20 protein-coding genes and 1 pseudogene are annotated in these 25,058 nt (G+C 65.0%); 9 read left to right on the top strand and 12 right to left on the bottom strand.

Going from position 1 to position 25,058, the window contains the following annotated elements; genetic code table 11:
* Positions 1–192: 192 nt before the first annotated feature.
* The 4 genes from AB4Y31_RS28885 to AB4Y31_RS28870 all read right to left on the bottom strand — a co-directional run bounded on the left by AB4Y31_RS28885 (position 193) and on the right by AB4Y31_RS28870 (position 5,973).
* Positions 193–2,202, bottom strand: coding sequence for an acetyl-CoA carboxylase biotin carboxylase subunit (locus AB4Y31_RS28885; protein WP_368676984.1), 2,010 nt, complete (start codon positions 2,200–2,202; stop codon positions 193–195).
* Positions 2,203–2,215: 13 nt separating this feature from the next.
* On the bottom strand, positions 2,216–3,001 hold the full coding sequence (locus AB4Y31_RS28880) for an enoyl-CoA hydratase/isomerase family protein (RefSeq protein ID WP_368676983.1): 786 nt from the start codon (positions 2,999–3,001) through the stop codon (positions 2,216–2,218).
* A gap of 92 nt (positions 3,002–3,093) precedes the next feature.
* On the bottom strand, positions 3,094–4,701 hold the full coding sequence (locus AB4Y31_RS28875) for a carboxyl transferase domain-containing protein (RefSeq protein WP_368676982.1): 1,608 nt from the start codon (positions 4,699–4,701) through the stop codon (positions 3,094–3,096).
* A gap of 90 nt (positions 4,702–4,791) precedes the next feature.
* The gene (locus AB4Y31_RS28870) at positions 4,792–5,973 is read right to left on the bottom strand and encodes an isovaleryl-CoA dehydrogenase (RefSeq protein ID WP_368676981.1); all 1,182 of its coding nucleotides are present in this window, start codon (positions 5,971–5,973) and stop codon (positions 4,792–4,794) included.
* A gap of 228 nt (positions 5,974–6,201) precedes the next feature.
* Between AB4Y31_RS28870 and AB4Y31_RS28865 the strand changes: the two genes are divergently transcribed.
* The 5 genes from AB4Y31_RS28865 to petA all read left to right on the top strand — a co-directional run bounded on the left by AB4Y31_RS28865 (position 6,202) and on the right by petA (position 9,842).
* Positions 6,202–6,939: a TetR/AcrR family transcriptional regulator gene (locus AB4Y31_RS28865; RefSeq protein ID WP_368676980.1), complete on the top strand. Its 738-nt coding sequence runs from the start codon at positions 6,202–6,204 to the stop codon at positions 6,937–6,939.
* An 82-nt stretch (positions 6,940–7,021) separates the two neighbouring features.
* The gene (locus AB4Y31_RS28860; RefSeq protein WP_368676979.1) at positions 7,022–8,041 is read left to right on the top strand and encodes a DUF2891 domain-containing protein; all 1,020 of its coding nucleotides are present in this window, start codon (positions 7,022–7,024) and stop codon (positions 8,039–8,041) included.
* Positions 8,042–8,219: 178 nt separating this feature from the next.
* Complete coding sequence (locus AB4Y31_RS28855; RefSeq protein WP_018442007.1) at positions 8,220–8,648, top strand: carboxypeptidase regulatory-like domain-containing protein; 429 nt, start codon at positions 8,220–8,222, stop codon at positions 8,646–8,648.
* Positions 8,649–8,910: 262 nt separating this feature from the next.
* Positions 8,911–9,120: a hypothetical protein gene (locus AB4Y31_RS28850; RefSeq protein ID WP_368676978.1), complete on the top strand. Its 210-nt coding sequence runs from the start codon at positions 8,911–8,913 to the stop codon at positions 9,118–9,120.
* 119 nt (positions 9,121–9,239) lie between these two features.
* Entirely contained in the window at positions 9,240–9,842 is a 603-nt protein-coding gene (gene petA / locus AB4Y31_RS28845; protein ID WP_368677057.1) for a ubiquinol-cytochrome c reductase iron-sulfur subunit, read from the top strand.
* A gap of 94 nt (positions 9,843–9,936) precedes the next feature.
* Here the strand turns inward: petA and AB4Y31_RS28840 are convergent, their stop codons facing one another.
* Positions 9,937–10,581 carry a transcriptional regulator gene (locus tag AB4Y31_RS28840; protein ID WP_368676977.1) on the bottom strand — a complete coding sequence of 215 codons (645 nt, stop codon included), beginning with the start codon at positions 10,579–10,581 and terminating at the stop codon, positions 9,937–9,939.
* The gene (locus AB4Y31_RS28835) at positions 10,554–11,543 is read right to left on the bottom strand and encodes an ornithine cyclodeaminase family protein (protein ID WP_368676976.1); all 990 of its coding nucleotides are present in this window, start codon (positions 11,541–11,543) and stop codon (positions 10,554–10,556) included. The genes AB4Y31_RS28840 and AB4Y31_RS28835 overlap by 28 nt, the downstream gene beginning before the upstream one ends.
* A gap of 372 nt (positions 11,544–11,915) precedes the next feature.
* Between AB4Y31_RS28835 and AB4Y31_RS28830 the strand changes: the two genes are divergently transcribed.
* Positions 11,916–12,698: an ABC transporter substrate-binding protein gene (locus AB4Y31_RS28830; RefSeq protein WP_018442013.1), complete on the top strand. Its 783-nt coding sequence runs from the start codon at positions 11,916–11,918 to the stop codon at positions 12,696–12,698.
* A 30-nt stretch (positions 12,699–12,728) separates the two neighbouring features.
* Entirely contained in the window at positions 12,729–13,970 is a 1,242-nt protein-coding gene (locus AB4Y31_RS28825) for an NAD(P)/FAD-dependent oxidoreductase (protein WP_368676975.1), read from the top strand.
* Between the two features lie 5 nt (positions 13,971–13,975).
* Here AB4Y31_RS28825 and AB4Y31_RS28820 read toward each other — a convergent pair whose 3' ends face one another.
* Together AB4Y31_RS28820 and AB4Y31_RS28815 are read right to left on the bottom strand one after the other, a co-directional pair.
* Entirely contained in the window at positions 13,976–14,185 is a 210-nt protein-coding gene (locus AB4Y31_RS28820) for a hypothetical protein (RefSeq protein ID WP_026229913.1), read from the bottom strand.
* Between the two features lie 57 nt (positions 14,186–14,242).
* Positions 14,243–14,764: an Lrp/AsnC family transcriptional regulator gene (locus tag AB4Y31_RS28815; protein ID WP_368676974.1), complete on the bottom strand. Its 522-nt coding sequence runs from the start codon at positions 14,762–14,764 to the stop codon at positions 14,243–14,245.
* A gap of 150 nt (positions 14,765–14,914) precedes the next feature.
* Here AB4Y31_RS28815 and mdeB point away from each other — a divergent pair, with 150 nt between their 5' ends.
* Positions 14,915–17,647, top strand: a complete 2,733-nt coding sequence (gene mdeB / locus AB4Y31_RS28810) for an alpha-ketoglutarate dehydrogenase (RefSeq protein ID WP_368676973.1) — start codon at positions 14,915–14,917, stop codon at positions 17,645–17,647.
* On the opposite strand, the pseudogene AB4Y31_RS28805 reads toward mdeB, so the two are convergent.
* The 4 genes and pseudogenes from AB4Y31_RS28805 to AB4Y31_RS28790 form a co-directional block, all read right to left on the bottom strand.
* Positions 17,529–20,038: pseudogene (locus tag AB4Y31_RS28805) on the bottom strand (glycogen debranching N-terminal domain-containing protein). The gene mdeB and the pseudogene AB4Y31_RS28805 overlap by 119 nt on opposite strands.
* A 179-nt stretch (positions 20,039–20,217) precedes the next feature.
* Positions 20,218–21,009: an alpha/beta fold hydrolase gene (locus AB4Y31_RS28800; protein WP_368677056.1), complete on the bottom strand. Its 792-nt coding sequence runs from the start codon at positions 21,007–21,009 to the stop codon at positions 20,218–20,220.
* A gap of 95 nt (positions 21,010–21,104) precedes the next feature.
* Positions 21,105–21,974 (bottom strand): MOSC domain-containing protein, encoded by an 870-nt coding sequence (locus AB4Y31_RS28795; RefSeq protein WP_368676972.1) that lies wholly within the window; start codon positions 21,972–21,974, stop codon positions 21,105–21,107.
* A 217-nt stretch (positions 21,975–22,191) separates the two neighbouring features.
* Positions 22,192–23,223, bottom strand: coding sequence for a rod shape-determining protein (locus AB4Y31_RS28790; protein WP_368677055.1), 1,032 nt, complete (start codon positions 23,221–23,223; stop codon positions 22,192–22,194).
* A 255-nt stretch (positions 23,224–23,478) separates the two neighbouring features.
* Between AB4Y31_RS28790 and AB4Y31_RS28785 the strand changes: the two genes are divergently transcribed.
* Positions 23,479–25,047: an ABC1 kinase family protein gene (locus AB4Y31_RS28785; RefSeq protein WP_368676971.1), complete on the top strand. Its 1,569-nt coding sequence runs from the start codon at positions 23,479–23,481 to the stop codon at positions 25,045–25,047.
* Positions 25,048–25,058 lie beyond the last annotated feature (11 nt).

The following is a 25,058-nucleotide window of genomic DNA, read 5'->3' as shown; positions in this document are numbered from 1 at the left end:
CGCGGCCCGTAGCTTTAGGCGCTGCCGCTTTGGGAAGACGAGAGGGATCACCCCGAGCTTTTCAGCAACCCGGCTCTCATCAAGAACATTCTTCGGGAAGGGATTCCCGTATGAGCATGACCGCTAAGGACTACATCGCCAAAGCGGGGCGTGCCCCCGATGAAGCAGCTGGCCAGCGATTAATTTCGATACTCACTCGCCCATCTCCATGACGAGCAACTGCGCACCATCGGCAACCTGATCGCCTACCGCGAAGAGCACTTCCGCGATCTTGCCGGCGGCCGGCGCGCCGATCGTATGCTCCATCTTCATCGCTTCCATGACGATGAGCGGCGCGCCCTTCTCCACCACAGCGCCGGGCTCGACGAGCACCGCGATCACTTTGCCCGGCATCGGAGCGGTCAGGCGTCCCTCGCCGTGCTCCGCATCGGCCGCATGCGCGAGCAGGTTCGTCCATTCGAACGCGAGCGACGTGCCCAGGCAAAACACATGAAACACGTCATCGTCGACGAATACGCGCCCCGTCACGCGGCTATCGCCGATATGCGCGCCGAACGCATGCGGCTCGCTGCCGCGCCACCAATCGAACGGCTCGGTCCATTGCGCATGCTCGAGCGAACGAGCATCGCCGTCGCGCACGTAGACCACACCAAACGCCTCGTCTCGCTCGACATCGCGCCAGTCGATCGATTGTCGGTACGGGCCATTGAGCCGCCAATGCGACAACGCATCCCACGGCGACGCGCCGTGAGCCAGACCGCCCTCGCGCGTCAACAACGCGGCGCACGCCAGCGCGAGCGCTTCCTTGAACGGCCTCGACGCGGGTGCGAAAAGCGCGTCGCGATGCCGCTCGATGAGGCCCGTATCGAGGTCCGCGCGGGCGAATGGCTCGCTTGCCACGACGCGCCGCAAGAACTCGACGTTCGTCTGCGGACCAACCGCCTCACAATCCTTGAGCGCATGCGCAAGACGCGCCAGCGCTTCGTCCCGGTCCACGCCATGCACGATCAGCTTGGCGATCATCGGATCGTAGAACGGCGTGATCGTGTCGCCTTCGCGTACGCCGCTGTCGATCCGCACGGGTGCTCGCGTCGGCGTGCCAATCGTGAACTCGACGGCTTGCGGCATGCGCAGATACTTGAGCGTACCCGTGGACGGCAAAAAGCCGCGCGATGGATTCTCCGCGTAGATGCGCGCCTCGATCGCATGGCCTCGGATCCTGAGCTCATCTTGGCTCAAAGGCAGCGGCTCGCCTGCCGCAACGCGCAACTGCCACTCGACGAGGTCCTGTCCGGTGATCATCTCGGTGACCGGATGCTCGACCTGCAGCCGCGTATTCATCTCCATGAAGTAGAACTGGCCGTCCGCCATGATGAATTCGACGGTGCCCGCTCCCACGTACTCGACGGCGCGCGCCGCCGCCACCGCGGCCTCGCCCATCGCGCGGCGCAGCTCGTCGGACAAGCCCGGCGCCGGCGCCTCCTCGAGCACTTTCTGATGGCGACGCTGCACCGAACAGTCGCGGTCGAACAAGTACACGGCGCCGCCATGCGTATCGGCGAATACCTGCACCTCGACGTGGCGCGGTCGCGTCAGATACTTTTCGATGAGCACACGGTCGTTGCCGAAACTGCTCGCCGCTTCGCGCTTGCACGAAGCCAGCGCCGCCGCGAAATCCTCACCGCGCTCGACGACGCGCATCCCCTTTCCCCCGCCGCCCGCGCTCGCCTTCAGCAGCACCGGATAGCCGATCTCGTCGGCCTCGCCCCGCAATAGTTCGGCGTCCTGATCGTCGCCGTGGTAGCCGGGCACGAGCGGTACCGCCGCCGCATGCATCAAAGCCTTCGCCGCGGCCTTTGACCCCATCGCCGCAATCGCCGAAACGGGCGGGCCGATGAAGACGAGCCCCGCCGTTTCGCACGCATGCGCAAAATCTTCGTTCTCCGAAAGAAAGCCGTAGCCGGGATGGACGGCTTGCGCGCCCGTCCGCAACGCGGCCTCGATGATGCGTTCGATGCGCAAATAGCTGTCCGCGGCCGCCGAGCCGCCGATGTGGACCGCTTCATCGCAGGCGGCGACATGCTTGGCATTCGCATCGGCGTCGGAATAGACGGCGACGCTCGCGATACCGAGCCGCTTGCAGGTTGCGGCAACGCGGCAGGCGATTTCCCCGCGGTTCGCGATCAGGATCTTGTTGAACATGAGATGTCTCGGATCAATCGCGCCAAGAAGGCGCGCGTTTTTCCAAAAACGAGGCCACGCCTTCCCGCCCCTCGGCGCTCGCACGGATGCGCGCGATGCGTCCGGCCGTATCGTCGATCAGCGCTTCGTCGAGCGCATGACCCGCGATGTCCTGCACGAGCCGCTTCGATTCGCGCACCGCCTGTGGGCCGTTCGCGCAAAGCGTCGCGGCGATTTTCCGCACCGTTGCATCGAGCGTCTCCGTCGTGGCGGCTTCGTGAACGAGGCCTAAGCGAAGCGCCGTCGCGCAATCGAATTGCTCCGCCGTCGTGAAATAGCGACGCGATGCGCGCTCGCCGAGTGCGCGAACGACGTAGGGCGCAATCGTCGCCGCAATGAGACCGAGCCTTGCCTCGGAAAGGCAAAACCGGGCGCTATCGACGGCAACGACGATGTCGCTCGCGGCAATGAGGCCAACGCCGCCTGCATACGCGTCCCCCGATACCCGCGCAATGACCGGCTTCGACGAGCAATAGATGACAGCGAGCATGTCGGCGAGCCGCCTCGCGTCGGTGCGATTCTCCTCATCGGAGAAACTCGCCATCTTCTTCATCCAGTTGAGATCGGCGCCCGCGCAAAAGGCCGCGCCGTTTGCCGCCAGCACGATGGCTCGCACGTCGTCGCGCGCGTCGAGTTGCCTGAACGCGTCGGTCAGTTCCGCAATCATCGCCTCGTTGAAAGCGTTGCGCACGTCGGGGCGGTTGAGCGTTACCGTCGCTACGCGCTCGGAAAGCGCGACTTCCAGCATGGCGTACTGCATCGATTCTCTCCTGCCGAATTCGTCAGCCGTTGACGTCCTGTGGTTCGAATGCCGTTTTTACTGCATCTGCACTGTCCAGTGCGCCGCCGGCATCACATTCTGAATACGCCGAAGCGCGTCTCCTCGATCGGCGCATTCATCGCGGCCGATAAACCGAGTCCGAGCACGTCGCGCGTGTGGGCTGGATCGATGACCCCATCGTCCCAGAGGCGCGCGCTCGCGTAATAGGGGTGTCCCTGGTGCTCGTATTGGTCGCGGATCGGCTTCTTGAACGCTTCCTCCTCCTCGGCGCTCCACGTGCCGCCTTTCGCCTCGATGCCGTCGCGCTTGACGGTTGCGAGCACCGATGCGGCCTGCTCTCCGCCCATCACCGAAATGCGCGCGTTCGGCCACATCCAGAGAAACCGCGGCGAGTAGGCGCGGCCGCACATGCCGTAATTACCGGCGCCGAACGAGCCGCCGATGATGACCGTGAACTTCGGCACCTTCGCCGTCGCGACCGCCGTGACCATCTTCGCCCCGTGGCGCGCGATGCCTTCGTTCTCGTACTTGCGGCCCACCATGAAGCCGGTGATGTTCTGCAAAAAGACGAGCGGAATCTTGCGCTGACAGCAGAGCTCGATGAAATGCGCGCCCTTGACGGCCGATTCCGAGAACAGAATGCCGTTGTTCGCGACGATGCCGACGGGATAGCCCCAGATGTGAGCGAAGCCCGTCACGAGCGTGGTGCCGTAGCGTGCCTTGAACTCGTCGAATTCCGAGTCGTCGACGAGGCGAGCAATGACTTCGCGGACGTCGAACGGCTTGCGCGTATCGACGGGAATCACGCCGTAGAGGCTTTGCGCATCGTAACGCGGCGGTTTCGGCTCCCGGACCGCCACCGGCAGTTGCTTGACGCGATTGAGCTTCGAGACGATGCTGCGCGCGATCGCGAGCGCATGCGCGTCGTTTTGCGCGAGATGGTCGGCGACGCCGGAGAGCCGGGTATGCACATCCCCTCCGCCGAGATCCTCGGCACTGACCTCTTCGCCTGTCGCCGCCTTGACGAGCGGCGGACCGCCAAGAAAAATCGTGCCCTGGTTCTTGACGATGATCGATTCGTCGCTCATCGCGGGCACGTAGGCGCCGCCGGCCGTGCACGAGCCCATGACGACGGCGATCTGCGCGATGCCGGCCGCGGACAAGTTCGCCTGGTTATAGAAGATCCGCCCGAAGTGGTCCCGATCGGGGAACACGTCGTCCTGATTGGGCAGATTGGCTCCGCCCGAATCGACGAGATAGACGCACGGCAGGCGGTTCTCCGCGGCGATCTCCTGCGCGCGCACGTGCTTTTTCACCGTCACGGGATAGTAGGTGCCGCCCTTGACCGTCGCGTCGTTGCATACGATCACGCACTCCTGGCCGGCGATACGGCCGATGCCGGTGATGATGCCGGCCCCGGGCGCGGCGTCGTGGTACATGCCGAAGGCCGCCAATTGCGAAAGCTCGAGAAACGGCGTGCCCGGGTCGAGCAGTTGCGCGATGCGATCGCGCGGCAGCAGCTTGCCGCGCGAGACGTGCTTGTCGCGCGACGCTTGCCCGCCGCCCAACGCGAGATGCGCGACTTTCGTGCGCAGGTCGGCGACGAGCGCCTCGAGCGCGCCCGCATTGGCCCGGAATTCATCCGAGCGCGGATTGAGCTTGCTTTCGATGATCGGCATAAGATCGACTGCTTCCGCTTGAGGCCGTCACAGAAGCCACGGCCGAACGTTCGTTGTACTGAGTAAATCGGTGCGGGACGACGCGCCGGCTCACGCCGTTTCCGAGAACAGCTCCCGGCCGATCAGCATGCGGCGGATTTCGCTCGTGCCGGCGCCGATTTCGTAGAGCTTCGCGTCGCGCCACAGACGGCCGACAGGGAATTCGTTGATATAGCCATTGCCGCCGAGAATCTGGATTGCCTCGCCGGCCATCCAGGTCGCCTTTTCGGCGGTATAGAGAATGACGCCCGCGCAGTCCTTGCGCACCTGGCGCACATGCTCCCTGCCGAGCGTATCGAGCTGGCGGCCCACCGCATAGAGATAGGCGCGGCAAGCCTGCAGCGTCGTGTACATGTCCGCCACCTTGCCCTGGATAAGCTGAAATTCGCCGATCGACTGGCCGAACTGCTTGCGATCGTGGATATACGGAACGACGGCGTCCATGCAAGCGAGCATGATGCCTGTCGGGCCGCCCGCGAGCACGGCGCGCTCGTAATCGAGCCCGCTCATCAACACGTTCACTCCGCCGTTCAGCTTGCCGAGGATATTTTCTTCCGGCACTTCGACATCCTCGAAGACGAGCTCGCCCGTATGCGAGCCGCGCATGCCGAGCTTGTCGAGCTTTTGCGCGACGGAAAAGCCCTTCATCCCCTTTTCGACGATGAATGCCGTCATGCCGCGCGGGCCGGCCTCCGGGTCGGTCTTCGCGTAGACGACGAGCGTGTCGCAATCGGGCCCGTTCGTGATCCACATCTTGGTGCCGTTCAGCACATAACGGTCGCCGCGCCTGTCGGCGCGCAGCCTCATGCTGACGACGTCCGAGCCGGCGTTGGGCTCGCTCATCGCCAAGGCGCCGACGTGCTCGCCGGAGACGAGCTTCGGAAGATATTTGCGCTTCTGCGCCTCGGTGCCGTTGCGATGAATCTGGTTGACGCAGAGATTCGAATGCGCGCCGTACGAGAGACCGACGGAAGCCGACGCGCGCGAAATCTCCTCCATCGCGACCATATGTGCCGTGTAACCCATGTCCGCGCCGCCGTACTCCTCGGCGACGGTCATGCCGAGCACGCCGAGCTCGCCGAACTTGCGCCAGAGGTCCATCGGAAACTGATCGGTGCGGTCGATTTCGGCTGCGCGCGGCGCGATCTCCTTCGACGCAAAGTTGGCCAGCGTATCGCGCAGCATGTCGATATCTTCGCCGAGCGCAAACTGCAGTCCGGGCACGTTGCTCATGAATGTCTCCATGTCCTCGAATTCGGAAGGCGGCCCGCCGTCGCGCCTCGGTCAGGCGCGCGACGCCGCATGTTCGGTCACCGCGCATTTCACGCCACATTTACGTAAGCGTCAATAGGTTGTTTTGAGTATCGCTCAACTTTTGTCTCGCGCACAATTCCCGCCGCACGGTGCTAATATCGGCAGTGATACCCGACATCCAGGCAGAACTTGAACGTCACTCAGGAAATGGACGAACTCAAGGCGGAAGCGAACGGAACGCGTCGCCATCCCGCGGGCCCCAAGTCGCAGCAGCGCGTGAAGGACATCCTTCAGGCCGGCCGCGACGTGTTCGCCGAGAAAGGCTACGAACGCGCCACCACGGCGGAAATCTCGCAGCGCGTCGGCGTCTCGGAAGCCACCGTCTTCAGCTACTTTCGCGGCAAGCGCGAGCTATGCGCGCGCGTCATCAGCGATTGGTACGACGAAATCATCGCCGCGATCGAAGACGGCCTGCCGCGCGACGGCAGCGTTCGCCAACAATTCGCTTTCATCGTTCGAATGCATTTGCGGTTGATGCTCATCCACGGCACCGGGCTTTGCTCGCTCGTGCTATCGGAGGGCCGCACGAAGCAGCACGCGCTCGGCGATGAACTGACGGCCTTGCAGCGGCGCTACACGGCACCGCTGATGCGCGTTCTCGCGCACGGCCAGCAGACGGGGCAAGTTCGTACCGACGTGCCGCTGCGGCTCATGCGCTCGATGGTATTCGGGCCGATGGAGCACGTGCTCTGGGAAGCGACGCTCGCCCATCGCAGCACCGATATCGAGGTCACGGCGGAGCGGCTGGTCGAGTTGCTGTGGGCGGCGTTGCAACCGCCGGCCCCTGACGTCGCGGCGCTGGCACGGTTGAAGGACGACATGAGCGAGGCGATGCGGCGCTACGAGGCGGCGGCGCGAGCAAAGAAAAGTGCTATACCAATCTGAGCAACCGCCCAGAACCGGCCCTCAGGCGGGGGCCGGCTCGCCGCCCTGAAGGGCGCGGTTTCAAACCGAGGCTAGTTTGACAATGACGACCCGACTCACGCCCGCGCTCGCGTCGAAGTTCGCCGCGCTCGCCCTTTCGCATCTGACGCGAGAGTATCCGAACAAGCTGACCCATGCGCTCGCCGGCCCCGGCGACGTTCGTTCTCCGCGACAACTGCACCCGATCTTCTACGGCAGCTACGACTGGCATTCATGTGTCCACGGCTACTGGCTCGTGCTGCGCCTTCTCGAGCGTTATCCCGAGCTGCCCGAAGCGGCGCGGATCGTAGCGGTCGTCGACGAGCATTTCACGGAATCGAACGTCGAAGGCGAGCTCGCGTATCTGAACCTGCCCCACAACCGGAATTTCGAGCGTCCGTACGGTTGGGCATGGCTGCTTGCGCTCTCTCGTCAGCTACATGCGATGGCGGCCGCCGATGCGGCAAATGCAGCGCGCTGGGCGCGCGCAATCGCGCCTTTGACCGAGCTCTTCGTCGAGCGATTCGAGGAATTCCTGCCCAAGGCGACCTACCCGTTGCGCGTCGGCACCCATTTCAACACGGCGTTCGCGCTCTCGCTCGCGCTCGAATTCGCGCGCGCGACGGCGCGCACCGGCCTCGCCGACCTGATTGCCGTCACCGCCCGCCGCTGGTATCTCGACGATCACGACTGCCAAGCATGGGAACCGTCGGGCGACGAGTTCCTGTCGCCGTCGCTGATGGAAGCGGAGTTGATGCGGCGCGTGCTTTCGGCGGCCGAGTTCGCCGCCTGGCTCGACCGATTTCTCCCGCGGCTTGCGCAGCGAGAACCCGCGACGCTGTTCGTCCCCGCGACGGTCACCGATCGCACCGACGGCAAAATCGCTCATCTTGACGGCCTCAACTTGAGCCGGACCTGGTGCCAGCGTTCGCTTGCGCGAGCGCTGCCCGCGCACGACGCGCGCCACGCGCCGCTCGCCGATTCAGCCGAGCTGCACCTGCGGACGGCGCTTGCGCACGTGGCCGGCGACTACATGGGCGAGCACTGGCTCGCGAGTTTTGCTCTGCTCGCGCTCGAGGCGTAGAGTGTGTATCGCCGCGGGCTGGCGGAACGCCGATCATGCCCGCTTTTAAGCGATTTTTAAGCTGGCGTTCGTACTGTTGATTTGCACTCAATGCGCTGCCGGCCGAGAGGACGTAACATCCGGCGGCAGGCGCGTTGGTCTCCCATCTGGGTTTCTTTCATTCGACGGAGAGACTGCAATGAAACGACTTGCGTTATCGGCAATGGCGGCACTCTTTGCCGCCGGCATCTGGCAATCCGCGACGGCGGCCACGACCGCGCTCCCACCGGCCCGCCACCAGGGCGACATCACTTACTTGTCCGGCGGTGTAGGCAGCGACCAGGCGGCAGCGATCAAGCAGGCGATGCACGACTACCCGCTCGCGCTCGAATTCGTCGGCAAGACGAAGAGCAATGGCAACGAGTACCTGGCCGACGTCCCAGTCAAGGTAATCGGCACGCACGGCGAGACGATGTTGAGCACCGACGCGCAAGGACCTTTCATGCTGCTTTCGCTACCGAAGGGCCGCTATGTTGTAACAGCCAGCCACGACGGCAAGACCGAGCGCCGGACCGTCGATATCGGCAGCGGTACGCACGCTCATGAAATGTTCCTCTGGACGATGTGAAGGAACAAAGAACCGGGCGCCCACATGGTTGCGCCCCGTCATCACAATCGCGCTGGTGCTGCCCGTTACGGTGGCCGTGCTGGTGATAACGCTCGGTATTTTCGGCCTGCTCGTTCGGTTGTTGTGAACGCGGGAAGGCACCGGCGCTTCAGGACAGTGAGGTGCTGCTATGACTCATACCTTGATCGGCGTCATGACCGTCGCGTGCGTCGCGTGCGCGCTTCCGCTCGCTGCTCGGGCGGCGGACGACGGATCGCTCGCCATGCCCGATCCGCTTGCCGCCTCGTCGCAGTCCGGGCACGACGGCTATTCGATGTTGCGGGTGAAATCGGGCCTCATCGCGCGTGACGGCGGCTCAAAGATGCCACCCACTCTATTCGGGCCGAACGCCATACCCAGTTGGAAAGCGAAAGACCTCTCTAACGATTTCTCGACGCCGCGGCTCGAAGGCGAACGCTTTCGGTTCCGCTGAATCGAACGGTGGATGGTGAGGACTGCTTGATATCGGAGCGGAATGACTCCGAAAGGAAGGGAAGCGTGGACAACGCAACCGACATACCGGGCCCCGCTCCGGAATCGCTGCCAAAGCCCATGGATCCGGAACGCCGGACGTGGCTGATCGCCACTTCGGCGATCGGGGGGCTCGGCGCCATAGCAACGCTCGTGCCTTTCGTCGATTCGCTCAATCCGCCCGCAAGCGCAAGAGCGGCCGGCGCGCCCGTGCGCGCGGACGTATCGAAGCTCGACCCCGGCACGATGATGACGGTCGCCTGGCGAGGCAAGCCCGTGTTCCTCGTCAATCGCACGCCGCAAATGCTGAAGGAGGTCGACAAAGCGACGCCGATGGTCGCGGACCCCGACACCAAGCATCCGTTCTCGATGCCGCTGCCGAAGTATTGCGAGAACGCCTATCGCTCCCGAAAAGAGAACCCGGGCCTGCTCGTGGTGGTCGCCGTCTGCACGCATCTCGGCTGCACGCCGACGCAGCGTTTTCAACCGGGGCCGCAGCCGAATCTGCCGAGCGACTGGCCCGGCGGCTTTCTCTGCCCATGTCACGGCTCGACCTACGATCTCGCGGGCCGCGTGTTCAAGGACAAGCCCGCGCCGCAAAATCTGGACGTGCCGCCATTCATGTTCGAGTCCTCGCCCACGCAACTCGTGATCGGCGCGGACGAAAACGGGGAAGCGACCTGAACCTGAGCGCGGGCGATCGGCGACGTTTGCGAATTCGGGCAGACGCTGCGCGTTTTTTTGGGCATCGCCTCGCCGAACCTGCAGCGGCGGCACCTCAGCTCGCCCCCTCCTTCAACTGCTTGAGGTGCTTGTAGACCGTGGCACGGCCCATGCCGAGCACTTTGGCGACGTAGTTGGCCGAGCTCTTGCCGCGAAACGCGCCTTCCGCGTACAGCGCCTCGACAAGTTCGCGACGGTGATCGCGCGTGAGCGCATTGAGCGCGACCTGCCGCTCGCGCAACCAGCCATGCAGAAAGGTATTGATGCGCTCTTGCCAGTCGTCGCGAAAGAGCTCGTCGGGCTGGGCCACCACCCCTGCGCCCTTGATGAAGAGGTCCAGCGCGGAGCGCACGTCCTCGAACGCGGCGATGTTGAAATTGATGCACATCATGCCCGCCGGCTGCCCGCGGTCGTCGAACAGAACATTGCTGACGCAGCGCATCTTGCGCCCGTCCCAGTTGAGCTTCTCGTACGGGCCGATCACGCGTTCGCGCGCGGAGTGGTCGATCTCCTCGAGCGCCGAGTCGTCGCCGATCTCGCGCTTCGACAGATTGTTCGCGAGATACAGCACCTTCTGATCGTGCAGATCGTGAATCACGACTTCGGCGTACGGAAAGAACAGTGTCGCGATACCGTCCGCAATGGGCGCGTAGCGCGTGAGCAGCAAGTCCTTCACGAGCGAGACGTTTTTCTTTCGCATGGCATTGAACGCAGATACGAATGGAGCTCCGAGGCAATCGCCACGTCTTCGAGCCCGAGTCCGATGGAACGAAAGAACACGTGCCGATCGTAAGCAGGCTCGCGGCACCGGCCCGCGACGAGCTCGGCGAGATCGCCGACCACCGCGTCAGGCGACCAGCCGTGATGCTGCGCGGCGAGCTTCATTTCGCCCGCGCTTGACGGCGTGGTGCGCCGGTAGTCGCAATAGACGTCCATCCGCGGCAGCCATGCTGGATCGATCTCGTGCGCATTGGGCGCGTTCGTGCTGATCGAAGTAACGAGCGCCGGTTGCGTGAGCACGCCTTCGGGCAACACCGGTGCGCCGGATGATGTGCACAACATGACGACATCGGCATCGCGCGCGCAATCGTCGACGGTCTCGCAGATCGTTGCGCGTGCATCGATCTCGGCGATCGCGGCCTGCCTCGCCGGAGTGTCGGCGAGCCCCGGCGAAAACACGCGCACCGAACCCCAGTCGCGCAACGGCAGCACGTGCCGCAAGTGCGCGAGCGCCACGGGCCCTGCGCCGATCAGCGCAAGACGGCGCGCGTCGGCGCGCGCGAGGTGCTCGACCGCGAGCGCCGTCGTGCCGGCGGTCCGCTCCACGGTGAGCAGCCCGGCGTCACACCACATGAGCGGCTTGCCGGTTTCCATCGACATCAGAGCCGTCCAGGCGGTCACGATCGGTCGTCCATCCGTGACGATGTACGGCGACAGTTTGGCGCCGAAGACTCCGGCATCGGCCATGGCCCCGAGGTACGTGATGAAATCGCCGGCGTTATCGGGGAAAAGCGTGACCGTCTGGGGCGGTTGCACCGCCCGACCGTCCGCGAGAAAGCCAAACATTCGGGCAAGCGCGCCCTTCACGTCCAGCGAAGCAAGCGCGGCGCGCACGCCTTCTTCGTCGACGATCAGCGGCGGGGTCGTAGTGAGCGAAGTCATCAGGGGTGTCTCCAGGGACGTTGTCATGGAAAACCAAGCGCCAGCGGAAGAGGTGCGAGGATGGAGTCCATCGTAGATTTCTAGTCTACTTTGAACTTCACCCAATGCGACGGGAACTTGCAGAAAATCTCCGCGACGACATCACGCGCTCACAATCAGCGCGATGCTCATAGGCCATGAAACCCTTGCTGTATGGGGCGTTTCCTGATACAGCTCAACCGGTGAGAGCGTTTTCGATTTGATTCGTCAGGTCTATACGCCGCCGACGGATCAGTATTAACCCCATATTACGAGATAGACATCTCGTCTATATTCCACCTGCGCAACGAACCCGCCTCACCCGGGCCATTTCCACCTGCACAGGATCGCCACATGAATCTCAAGCTCTCCCTCTGTATTGCCGCTGCCATGACGGCCCTGGCCGGCGCGGCGCATGCCCAGTCGTCGGGCACGCTTCGTTTCGGCATCGAAGCGTCCTACCCTCCGTTCGAAAGCAAGACTCCCGCCGGTCAATTGCAAGGCTTCGACATCGACGTCGGCAATGCCGTCTGCGCAAAGATGAAAGTGAAATGCGTGTGGGTCGAAAACGCCTTCGACGGACTGATTCCAGCGCTGCAGGCCCGCAAGTTCGACGTGATCAACTCGGCCATGAACATCACGGCGAAGCGCAAGCAAAGCATCGACTTCACGCCGCCGATCTATATCGTGCCGATCGTGATGGTGGCCAAGCGCGACTCGGGGCTCCTGCCCGACGTCAAGAGCCTGCACGGCAAGCGCGTGGGCGTGCTGCAGGGATCGTCGCAGGAAGACTTCCTGAAAGCGCACTGGGCAAACGCGGGCGTCGAGGTCGTCTCGTACCAGGATCAGGACCAGGTATGGGCCGATCTGGTGGCGGCGCGGCTCGATGCCGCCGTCCAGGAAGCGCAGACGGCGCAGGACGGCTTCCTCGACAAGCCTGCAGGGCACGGCTTCACCTTCGTCGGCGAGCCGCTCAAGGATACGGCCACACTCGGCGAAGGCACGGGCTTCGGCATGCGCAAGGGCGACAAAGCCCTCGCGGAGAAGGTGGATGCCGCACTCTCCGAGCTGAAGAAGGATGGTACGCTGAGCGCACTTTCGCTCAAATACTTCAAACGCGACATCATCGCGAAGTAACCTGCTTCGCAACTTGTTCGCCCCGCGCCTATGGATTTCGACGTCATCGTTCTCGGAGCCGGCATCGTTGGCGTTTGCTCGGCACTTCATCTGCAGGATCGCGGACGGCGCGTGGCACTGGTCGACCGTCGCGGTCCCGGCGAGGAAACCAGCTTCGGGAACGCGGGGCTGATCGAGCGCTCGGCGGTCATGCCCTACGCGTTCCCGCGCGAGTTCGGTACGCTCATGCGCTACGCGTGCAATCGCTCGACCGACTTGTACTGGCAATACAAGGCATTGCCGTCCTATGCCGGGTGGCTCGCGCGGTTCTGGTGGGAATCCGCGCCGGCGCGGCTTGCGGCCGCATCGCGCGATATGCTGCCGCTCGTCGAGCGCTGCGTGAGCGAGCACGATGCATTGATCGCGCGCGCGGGCGTGGGCGATCTCGTCAAAGAAGGCGGTTGGATCGAAGGCTATCGCACGCCCGACGCGTTCGAGCGCGAAGCGGCCACGGCCCGGGTCATCGCGCGCGAGCATGGGCTGCGGCTCGTACCGCTCGACGCTGCTGCGCTGCGTGCGCGGGAACCGGGCATCGGCGACGGCTTTAGCGGCGCGCTGCACTGGCTCGATCCGAAAAGCGTCGTGAATCCCGGCGCATTGACGAAGGGTTACGCGCGGCTCTTCGAATCGGAAGGCGGCACGCTGCTCAGGGGCGACGCCGCCACCGTGCGCATGCTGCACGACGCGTGGGCCGTCGAGACGGCGCAAGGTTCGATCAGCGCGATGGAGGTGGTCGTTGCGCTGGGTCCCTGGTCCGACACAGTCTTCGCACCGCTCGGCTATCGGATCCCGCTGCGGGCGAAGCGCGGCTATCACATGCACTATCGCGAGCAGCGCACGCCGCTATCGGTGCCCGTCGTCGATATCGAAAAGGGCTATGTGGTGGCCCCGATGCAGGCGGGCCTCAGGCTCACCACCGGCGTGGAAATCGCCACGCGCGACACACCGCCCACCGGAGTGCAACTCGAACGCGCCGAGCGTTTCGCCAAACCGTTGTTCGGCCTCGGCGAGCGGCTCGATCCGGCGCCGTGGCTCGGCATGCGCCCGTGCACGCCCGACATGCGGCCCGTCATCGGGCCGGCGCCGCGTCATCGCGGGATGTGGTTCGCATTCGGGCATGCGCATCATGGGCTCACGCTCGGCCCGGTCACGGGCCGGCTACTCGCTGAAATGATGACGGGCGCTCCCACGTTTGCCGATGCGCGGCCGTACCGCGCGGAGCGATTCGGGTAGCCGCGTCACTGGCACGGTTGCAGCTTCTCGTGCTCCGTCGCATGCGCCGCGGCACGCACGAGTTCGTAGCGCGCGCCTATCCCGTTGCGGGTGGGCGGAAAGCGCTCTCCTTGGACGCTCGTCACCTCGAAATATTCGCCCGACCCGTCGTCGTAGACGACGCGATAAATACCCGACTGCTCCACTCGCTGACCGGGGCGATACATGGGTTTCATGATTGCCTCTCCTAAGTTCAACGACTCAGGAGACGTAGCAATGCGCGTTCCCCTTGCTCACTGGCGCGCCTCATCGTCTTCCTCGCTGAGCGTCAGACCTCCGGCCGGTAACGGCAGCGCAGTCCGATAGCGAACTTGCTTCAGCGCGAAGCTCGAGCGAATGTTCGAGACGCCCGGAATCGTCGTCAACTGCTCGAGGATGAAGCGCTCGAGACTGTGCATGTTGGGTACCACGACGCGCAGCAAGTAGTCCGCATCGCCCGACATCAAATAGCACTCCATGACTTCGGGCCGCTTGTCGATCGCCTCTTCGAACCGCCGCAGCGCGTCGGTCACCTGTTTCTCGAGGCTCACTTGGATGAACACGTTGATTCGAAGGCCCAACGGTTCGGGATTGAGCAGCGTGACCTGTTGCTTGATCAAGCCAAGCTTCTCCAGTGCCCGCACGCGGTTGAAGCACGGCGTCGTCGAGAGATTGACGGCGCGTGCGAGCTCGGCGTTCGTGATCCGCGCGTTCTGCTGCAACTGGTTGAGAATCGCGACGTCGATTCGGTCCAGTTTGCGAGGTAGACGGTCCATAGTGCAAATATTCTGCCGTTTCAGATGTTGGCAGTATAGAAGCTACTGTATTGAGCGCAAAGCTGAAGAAAAACAGACGCACATTCCGGACTCCGCTGGGTAATCTTGAGGGCAATCGCAGCTTTACTCTCCCTCTTTCCTGGACGCGCCATGACCGATTTATCGAACGGTACTCAATGGATGCGGGCCCTCGCGGATCGGCGCGAGGACAGCGACCCGGCGGAAACGGCCGAATGGCTCGAGGCGCTCGATGCTGTCGTCGAGCACGTGGGCAATGAGCGCGCGCAGTACCTGTTCGAGCGTCTCGCGGAGCATGCCGCGAAACACGGCATCGGCTCGGCACGCGCGCGCGTCACGCCTTACCTCAATACCATTCCCGTCGAGGCGCAACCGCCGTATGCCGGCGATATCGAGATCGAGGAGAGGCTCGCGGCCGCCTTGCGCTGGAACGCCCTCGCGATGGTCGTGCGCGCCAACCAGGCCTACGGCGAGCTCGGCGGCCATATCGCGAGCTATGCATCGGCAGCCGATCTGTTCGAAGTCGGCTTCAACCACTTCTTCCGCGCGGCCAATGGGGAGCATGGCGGCGACCTCGTCTATTTCCAGCCGCATTCGTCTCCCGGCGTTTACGCCCGCGCGTTTGTCGAAGGCTTCCTCGACGAGACGCAGCTCGAGCATTACCGGCGCGAGATCGCCGGGCCCGGCCTCTGCTCCTATCCTCACCCTTGGTTGATGCCGGACTTCTGGCAGTTTCCGACGGGCTCCATGGGCATCGGACCCATCAACGCGATCTATCAAGCCCGCTTCATGCGCTATCTGCACCACCGAGGGCTGCTTCCGACGGAAGGCCGCAAGGTATGGGGCTTTTTCGGCGACGGCGAAATGGACGAGCCCGAATCGATCGGCGCGCTCTCGCTCGCGGCGCGCGAGAAGCTCGACAATCTCGTGTTCGTCATCAACTGCAATCTGCAACGGCTCGACGGGCCCGTGCGCGGCAACGGCCGCATCATCGACGAGCTCGAAGCGCAATTCACCGGTGCGGGCTGGAACGTCATCAAAGTGCTCTGGGGCTCGAGCTGGGACGAACTCTTCGCACGGGACCGGGCGGGCGCCCTGCCGCGCGCATTCGCACAGACAGTCGACGGCCAATTCCAGACGTTCTCGGCCAATGACGGCGCCTATAACCGCGACCGGTTCTTCGGCCAGAACGCGGAGCTCGCGGCGCTTGTCGCGCATCTCGCGAACGACGACATCGACCGCTTGCGCCGCGGCGGTCACGACGTGCGCAAATTGCATGCGGCCTACGCCCGCGCGCTGCAGCACAAAGGCCAGCCCACGGTGATTCTCGCCAAGACGATGAAAGGCTTCGGCATGGGCGCCGCCGGCCAAGGGCGCATGACGACGCATCAGCAAAAGAAGCTCGACCTCGAACACCTGAAGGCGTTTCGCGATCGCTTTCGCCTGCCGTTGTCGGACGAAGCGGTGGAACGTCTCGAGTTCTACAAACCTGCGCAAGACAGCCCGGAAATGCGATACCTGCACGCGCGCCGGGCTGCCCTGGGAGGCTATCTGCCCAGAAGGCGGAGAGCGGCGACGAAGGCGCCTACCGTGCCCGCGTTGTCGTCCTGGGGGCAATTTGCGCTGCAGACGGAGGGCCGCGAAATGTCGACGACGACGGCCATCGTCCGCATGTTCGGCAACCTGATGAAGGACCCCACGCTCGGCCCGCGCGTGGTGCCCGTCGTGGCCGACGAGGCGCGCACGTTCGGGATGGCGAACCTGTTCCGGCAGGTCGGCATCTATTCGCCGCTCGGTCAGCAATACGAGCCGGAAGACCTCGGCTCGATGCTGTACTACCGCGAAGAGACGGGTGGGCAGATACTCGAGGAAGGCATTTCGGAAGCCGGCGCCATCTCGTCGTGGATCGCCGCGGCGACGTCATACAGCACGCACGATCTGCCGATGCTGCCGTTCTACATCTATTACTCGATGTTCGGCTTTCAACGGATCGGCGATCTCATCTGGGCCGCGGCCGATCAGCGCGCACGCGGCTTTCTCATCGGTGCGACGTCGGGCAAGACGACGCTCGGCGGCGAGGGCCTTCAGCACCAGGACGGCACGAGTCACCTCGTCGCCTCGACGATTCCGAACTGCCGCGCATGGGATCCCGCATTCGCCTACGAGATCGCCGTGATTCTCGATGAGGGGATGCGCGAGATGCTCGAGCGGCAAAACGATACGTTCCATTACCTCACGGTCACGAACGAGAATTATCCTCAGCCATCGATGCCGGTGTCGGAGCCAACGGACGTGGCCGCTGTCGCCGCATTGCGAGAAGGCATCGTGAAGGGAATGTATTTGCTGACGCCGCGGGTCCTGCCGTCTGCGCAGGTTCAGCTGCTCGGCTGCGGCGCCATCCTCGGCGAAGTCATCGCCGCGGCGCACATGCTCGAGGGCGACTGGGACATCGAGGCGGCCGTCTGGAGCGTGACGAGTTTCTCGGAACTCCATCGTGATGGAACGGCGGCCGAGCGCAAGGCCCGCTTGGATCTGGATGAGGGGTCCGCTCGGTCCTATGTCGAGACGATGCTGCGCGAATCGCAAGGGCCCGTCGTTGCCGCGACGGATTACGTGCGCGCGGTGCCCGAGCTGATTCGCGCATTCGTGCCCCGCCGCTATGTCACGCTCGGGACGGATGGGTTTGGCCGCAGCGACACGCGCCGCGCGTTGCGCGAGTTTTTCGAGGTCGATCGCGCGTCCATCGTCATCGCCGCGTTGAAGGCGCTCGCGGACGATGGCGCCATCGAGCGCGGCATCGTTCGCGCCGCGCTCGACAAGTACGGGAGACACCTGTCGGGCGATGCGGCGCCTTGGCAACGCTGATGTCGATCGCGAAGGCCGCCAGTTCCGCACCTGCTGCACGGCTGCACGGGCTGCCTGGCGGCCGTGAAAACCGGTGAAATCCGGCGATGGCCGCGGGCACTAGAGCACGGTCGCCACGCGCACGTCCCGATTGTCGGCCGATGCCACGACCTTGCCGCCGACGCGACTGAACACGATCGATACGGTCTTCGCGCCGATTTTCAGGTTGCGGACCTCGAGCCAGTCGATGCCTTCGGGCAGCGCGGGCTGCTCGATCAGGACCTCCTCGCGAGCCGCATCGATCTTGATGCCCAGGCAAGCCTCGAGGATCATGAACGGGGAGCCTGCCGCCCAGGCCTGCGGCAGGCAGGCGACCGGATAGGCCGTCGGCGGTTCGCCGCGCTGGCGCATGAAGCCGCAAAACAGCTCGGGTAATCGCATGTCGAAGTTGACGGCTGCTTCGAAGAGTGCCTGCAACAACGCGACGGCTGCCTCTTTCTCGCCGTAGCGAGCGAGGCCTCGTGCGCAAAGCGCCGTATCGTGCGGCCACACTGATCCGTTGTGGTACGACATCGGATTGAAGCGCGGCTGATTGGCGCCGAGCGTGCGCACGCCCCAGCCCGTATGAAAGAGCGTCGACTCGAGCTTGCGCGCCACGGCTTCGCCACGCTCGCGCGACGGCAGTCCGAACGCGAGCAAGTGCCCCGCATTCGAGGCGAGCACGCGGCATAGTTCGCCGTGCCCGTCGAGCGCAATTCCATAAAAGTCGAGATCCGGCATCCAGAACAATTCCTCGACGCGTTCGCGCAACGACTGCGAGCGCGCCGCATAGCCCGCGGCGTCGTCGGCGAGGCCTCGGCGCGCCGCGAAATGCGCCATCGCGTCGAATGCGGCGCTCGCATAAGCCTGCACTTCGACGAGCGCAATCGGCCCATCCGGCATGCGGCCATCCGCATGAAACACCGAATCGTGGCTGTCCTTCCAGCCCTGATTGGCAAGACCCCGCTCTGACGCGCACTGGTAGTCGACGAACCCGTGCGGATTCTTGTCGCAGACGCCCGCCACCCACTGCGCGGCTCGCTCCAACGCGGGCCAAAGCTCGGAAATCAGCGCCTCGTCGCCTGTCCGTGTGAAATAAGCGCCCGCCAGCACGATGAAGAGCGGCGTCGTGTCGACCCCGCCGTAGTAGAGCGCGAACGGCACTTCACCGGTCCCCGCCATCTCGCTCTTGCGCATCTCGTGCATGATCTTGCCCGCCGATGCATCGCGGAAAGCCGAATCCTCGCGCGCCTGATGATCGGCGAGAAAGCACAGCACGCCGCGCGCGAGCCACGGCTGCAGCCACAAGGTCTGCAGCGAAGTGATGACGGCATCGCGGCCGAACGGCGTCGAGAACCATGGGATGCCGGCATAAGGATACGGCCCCGTCGACAGATCGGTCGTCAGCAGGCCGAGATCGGCGAACGAACGCTCGAGCCACGCATTGAAAAGCGGATTGCTCGTGCGTATACGCGCCGTCACGCGGCGGCGCTCGCGCATCGCGAGGTGTGCACTCGCGAGCGCCGTGCGGACCGCCGCGCGGCCCACGCGCGGGCGCACGGTGTCCACTTGCGTGATATGAGCCGGGTGCGTGCTGTGCGGCGGCTGCGCGACCTGCGCGCCGGGCGCTTCGACGTCCCCCGGGGCAAGCGCGAGCGCGCGCGCCTCGACGGCCACCGACAGGTAGATCGACACGCACGCCTGCGCCGAGAGCTCGATCGAGTAATCGGCGCGACCGGAGTCCAGGTTGTCCGGCTCGGGAGCAAAGGCGATTCGCACGTCGCGCTGGATCCGATCGAGGCCCGTATAGCGCAGTTGCACGTCGCATTTGCCGACGTTGGGCGGCTCGAGCATGCCGCGCTTCGGCCGGCTCAGACCGCGCACCTCGAACATGTCCTTGAAATCGCAAGCGAACGAAATCGATAGGGGTACGACGGCATCGTTCGAGCCGTAGTTCGTCAGCGTGATCGCTTCGTAAAGGACCGTACCCGACAGCACGCGCATGCGCTCGACGTGGATAACCCCTTGCGGCGTTCCTTCGCCGCCGACGGGCGGCAGCGGGTGATTCGTCAGGTGGGCCGTGAACGCGGCGTTGTCGTTGCTGACGTTGCCCGAAAGCAGCGATGGCGCGCGGCCGCCGAATGTCAGGCGCAGCTGCGAGAGTGTGCGCGTATCGTTGACGAACAGTCCGTCGTCATGCCCGACGATGTCGCCGAGCGGATCGTTGACGACGAACGTATCGCCCGACTTCAGCACATATTGACTCGAACGGGCGATGTAGGGATTCTCGGGCGCGATGAAGACCTCGCCGGGTTCGCGATCTTCCGGTTCGTCGGCCCGCGTTCGTGCACCGAGTGTGTCGGTATCCAGCATCGTGTCGCTCCTGCTCCTGGCGTTGGCTTCCCTCGATTGTAGATATCGATCCGAGAAGGAAAAGTAAATCCGCGAAAAAAGGCGATGAGGCCCGCGGCATCGGGCACCGAGACCGCAAGACCGGTGCCCGCATGGGCACCGACGCGGCTCGCCGACGAACTGGGCGCTTTCAGTATCGATCAGCTTTCGCCGTTCGTCGCTCGAACGAATTCATCGATATGTCGATTGAACGCGGTAGGGTGTGCGAGGTTCATTCCATGCGATGCACCGCGGATCGTGTGACGCCGGGCATCGGGAACCCAATCCGCGAGCGCCGCGACGCAGCGGCGAAAGATGTCGGGACTCTTCTCGCCGTCGATCAAGAGGACGGGGCATGCAATCCGTCGCGCATCGTCGTGCTTGTACGCCGGCAACGGATCGGCGAACTGGCGCGGCAACGTGTCGGCATTGTCGATCGCCATCGTGCGGAACGCCGCCGTGCTCTTCGCCCAGGAGCCGACGCGGCTCACCGAATCGACGAAGAGCTCGAGACCCGCGTCCACTTCGCCCGCTTCGATGAGCCCCGCGGCCCGGGCGCGCAATGCATTGACCGTCTCGGGCAGTACGTGCAGGGTTTGCCCCGGCGTTTCGACTGGGCCGCCCGGGTCGGCGAGCGTCAACGTGCGCACGCGTTCGCGGTGCCGTAGCGCGAAGTGATAGGCGACAGATCCCCCGCGCGAATGGCCGATCACATGCGCTGCGCCGTGCCCGAGCCTGTCGATGAATTCGGCGAGCTCGTCCGCGTGGCGGCTCCAGCTGAACGGCACCGTACGCGCCAATCCGGCGATCGGCCAGTAATGGGTCAGGCTCAAGGCGACGCAGCGGTAATGAGCCGACAAGCCGTCGACCTGCGGCTGCCAATACCGATAATCGCAAAGCGACCCGTGCACGAACACGAGCAGCGGCCCGCTGCCGCGTTCGACGTAAGGCATCCGCAAGCCGCTCGCGAGCTCGATGAAACGCAGGTCGGGCGCACCGCCCGCTTCGCCCGGGAAGGGTCGGGGGGAGCTTGGCATGGTCGCTCGACTCAATCTTCGAAGCGCAGCTCGACTTCCACTTCGCGACCGACAGTCAGCAGGCTGTCCGCCCCCGCCATGACGACGGCGTTCTGCCCGAACGTCACGGCGCCGTCGAGGCGACGGTCGGCCCGATAGGCGGCGAGCGTATCGGTCGGCTCGTTCGGCCAGCGAGGATCGGGAGCGCCCGTCGCCTGATCGATCGTCGGAATGGGGCAGCGCGCGCACGGTTTCACCACACGCAGCAGGACTTCGCCGCCGTCGGCCTCGATACGCACGGTGTCGACGTAGTCTTCTTCATAGGGCTCGAGCCCCGCAAGCACGAGGTTCGGGCGAAAGCGATTCATCGCAATCGCCTCGACACCCTTGCTCGCGAGCCGTCCATTGAGGTCGTCGAGCGACGCTTGGCCGATGACGAGCACGGGGTAGCCGTCCGCGAAACGCATCGGCGCAATCGTTTCGCCGGTCCACTGGCGGCTCGAGATGCGCTCGGCCGCGGGATCGAAACGGACGAGCCGAAGCGGCACTCCGACGAAATCGGAGAACCACTGCGCGGCTTCGTGACCCGTATCGAGCGCTGTCACCGTGTCCCTCCAAACGGTCGCCTGCACGCGCCGCGCGCCGTCCAGGGCGGCCGCATCGAGCGGCGTCTGAAGCGCGGCACGGCCGGGCGCACGCACGATCAGGGCGTCGCCGGAGAGCTCCGTCGTCACGAGGGCGAGCCGCGGCAATTGCCGCTGCGTGACGAAGCCGCCGTCGCCGTCGACAAGCATCCAGTGCCGGTCATACGCCAGCCCGTGAGAGAAAAGACGCGCCGAGTCGAGCGCGATGCCCGCGCACGACTTGATCGGATAGACGTTGAGCTGGCTGATCGTGGCCATGACGTGAGAGCGGTGGGTGGGGGCCGGTTCGAAACCGGCGATGGTAACACCGCCGCATGATGGGTGCGTCGCACGGATCCGGCCGATCACCCCGACCGCACCGAGTTGACGGACTCACATCCCGAATTCGCCCGCGACGATCACACGATCATCACAAGGGGGCCGAAGGTGGCGATGCCGCACGCGTCGCGCGCCGGCCGGCCGCCCCGTATTGGTCTTAACTGAACGCGGCCGCGTCGACGCACCCCGCCGCTGCCCCGGCGCCGCGCACGGCGCAGGTCAGCGGCTCGTCGGCAATCCGCACCGCGAGACCCGTTTCCTCGGCAATGCGTTTGTCGAGGTTGGCGAGCAACGCGCCGCCGCCCGTGAGTACGATGCCGCTATCGGCAATGTCAGTGACGAGCTCCGGCGGCGCCGACTCGAGCGCGGCCTTGATCGCGTCGATGACGGTCCGAAGCGGGACGGAAAGCGCATCGGCGACGTCATGATTGGTGAGCTCGATCGTGCGCGGCAGGCCGTCGCCCAGGCTGCGCCCGACGGCGCAGATCCGCTCGGCCGGCACATTCGGCGTGGCGGTGCCGATCGTCTTTTTCACATGCTCGGCCGTCTGATCGCCGAGCACCACGCCGTAAAGGGTGCGAACGTGGCTGACGATCGCGGCATCGAACTGGTCGCCGCCGACCCGCACGAGGCCCTGGTAAGCAATACCGCCGAGCGAAACGACGCCGACTTCGGTCGTTCCGCCACCGATGTCGACGACCATCGACCCACGCGCTTCGCCGACCGGCAAGCCGGCGCCAATGGCCGCGGCGAGCGATTCGCCGATGAGGTTGACCTTCGCGGCGCCCGCCGCGAGCGCGGCCTCGCGGATCGCGCGCCGCTCGACCTCGGTTGCCGCGCAAGGGACACAGATCGTGAACTCCGCGCGGCGGCCGAACAGCGACCTCAGGCGAGCCATATCGACGAATTCGCGAAACATGCGCTCGGCTGCCGAGAAATCGGCGATGACGCCGTGCCGCATCGGACGAACGGCGCGCAGATTCGCCGGCGAGCGGCCGAGCAGTTGCCTGGCTTCCTCGCCGACGGCGGCGACGCGCGCCGCGCCGGTGTCACCGTTTTTCTGAAAGCAGACGACCGAGGGCTGATTGAGCACGATCCCCTTCTCGCGCATGTAGATGAGGGTGTTCGCCGTGCCGAGATCGACGGCGACGCTGCGCGACAACAGGCGGCTCAAGAGTTGATGCGACATCATGGGCTCTCTCATGGACGGCGACAACGATTCGCGCCCGGTGGCAGCGCGTGGGGAAAGGTCGGTCGGCCCGATAACCGATTGACGGCAGGACGTTCGCGGAACTTTAGAGCGGATCGGCAGTTTTTTCGTTGTGCGCTGCACGAACCGGCCAAAGTTGCCTTCCCGATAGCAAAGCGCTCTCGACAGTCCCCATGCGGCGCGTGGCATGGCATCCTTGTCGGGATTCCAAAAGCCCCCTTCGCCGCATCGCTCATGCGCACCACGATTCGCCGACTATTGCTCCTCTTCTGCGTGCTTCGCTATGGTGCCCGGCTGCTTTGGCAAGCCGCGCCTCGGCATGACCGAGCCCGCTGGATCGCGACATTGATTGCACGCCTGCATTCGGCGCCCAACACGCGCACGGCATTGCATCGCGCACTGCCCCAGCTCGGCCCGCTGGCCAGCGCGTTCGGGGAGGCGCTGGCGACCGACCCGGACCATGCGGGGCGTACGCTGCACGACGTTCTCGACGCGCTCGGCCGCGCCGAAACCGCGCTCACGAAGCCGCTCGACGCGCCGGAACTCGCCCCCGCGCTGCGCGCCGCGCTCGGCCGCCCACCGGAGGAGGCATTCGCCTGGGTCGATCCGACGCCGCTCGAAAACGGCATCGCCGAGCAGGTCCACGCGGCGCGGCTGCGAATCGAAGACCGCGGGCGCGTCGATGTCACGGTCAAGCTTTTGCGCGTGCGACAGGTCCAGCGAATCGAGGACGACATCGCCGTGCTGCTCTGGCTCGCGAAGCTGCTCGAGCGCGCTTTCCCCGCCGCGCGCGAGCTCGGGCTGCGCGGCCTGGCCGAATCGTTCGGCGCCGAGCTTCGGCACCGCTTCGATCTGCGCACCGAAGCGGCCAATCTTTCGCAAACGGGCCGCCACTTCTCGGGTAACGCTCGGGTCGTCGTACCCGCCGTCATCTGGGATTTCTCGACCGACCACGCGCTCGTCGCCGAGCGCATCGAGACGCTATCGCTCACGGACATCGAGGGGCTGCGCCGGCACGGCGTCGACGTCGAGCGCCTCGCGGTGCACGTCGTGGAGGTGTTCGTCGAACAGGCCTTCGAGCATGGATTCTTTCATGCGGCGCTCGACGCGCGGCGCGTGCGCGTCAGCATCGACGCGGACACGCTCGGGTGCCTCGTGCTTGCCGACTGCGCCGTGATGTCGAGCCTGACCGAGCCCGAACGCGAATTCTTCGTCCACGGCGCGACGGCGCTATTCGGGCAGGATTACGGCAGGCTGGCGGACATGCACCATGAGGTCGGCCATGTCGCGCCCGGCACGCGTCCCGAAATGCTCGAGGCGGAGCTGCGCCGACGCAGTGAAGCCCATTTTGCGTCACCGAGCAGCGAGCGAAGAGCGGGCGCCCTGCTCAGCCATCTGACCGAGGCCGTGCAGCCGTTCGGCGGCGCCGTCCCTACAGCCCTCGTGCTGGCGCGCGAGTCGCTAGCGCGCGCCGAATCGCTCGCCCGTGCACTCGCGCCGCGCCTCGACACGTGGCGAATCGTCGAAGCATCGTTCGCGGCGCTCGCGCGCAAGGACCTCGACCATCGCGGCTTCATCAAGCGTCTTGCGCGGGAGCTGCCGCACCTGGCGCCCATTGCCCCACGCTTGCCGCTGCTCTTCGTCCAGCGGCTCCAACGGATACAGCAGCAGCGCGAGGGCTTCGATTCGGCCGTCCTGCTTCGGGCGCTGCAGCACGAGCAGCGGCGCACGAGGCAGCTTCTCTGGGCCTGCGCCATCGTCGGCACGCTGCTAGGCGCCGCGATGACGCTGCTTGCGCATTGACGCCCGCCGAC

Origin of the sequence: Trinickia sp. EG282A, assembly GCF_040965455.1 — a bacterium.
Classification (GTDB): Bacteria; Pseudomonadota; Gammaproteobacteria; order Burkholderiales; family Burkholderiaceae; genus Trinickia; species Trinickia symbiotica.
The sequence above is the reverse complement of the archived record's forward strand: the minus strand, read 5'-3'. Positions and strand labels throughout refer to the sequence as shown.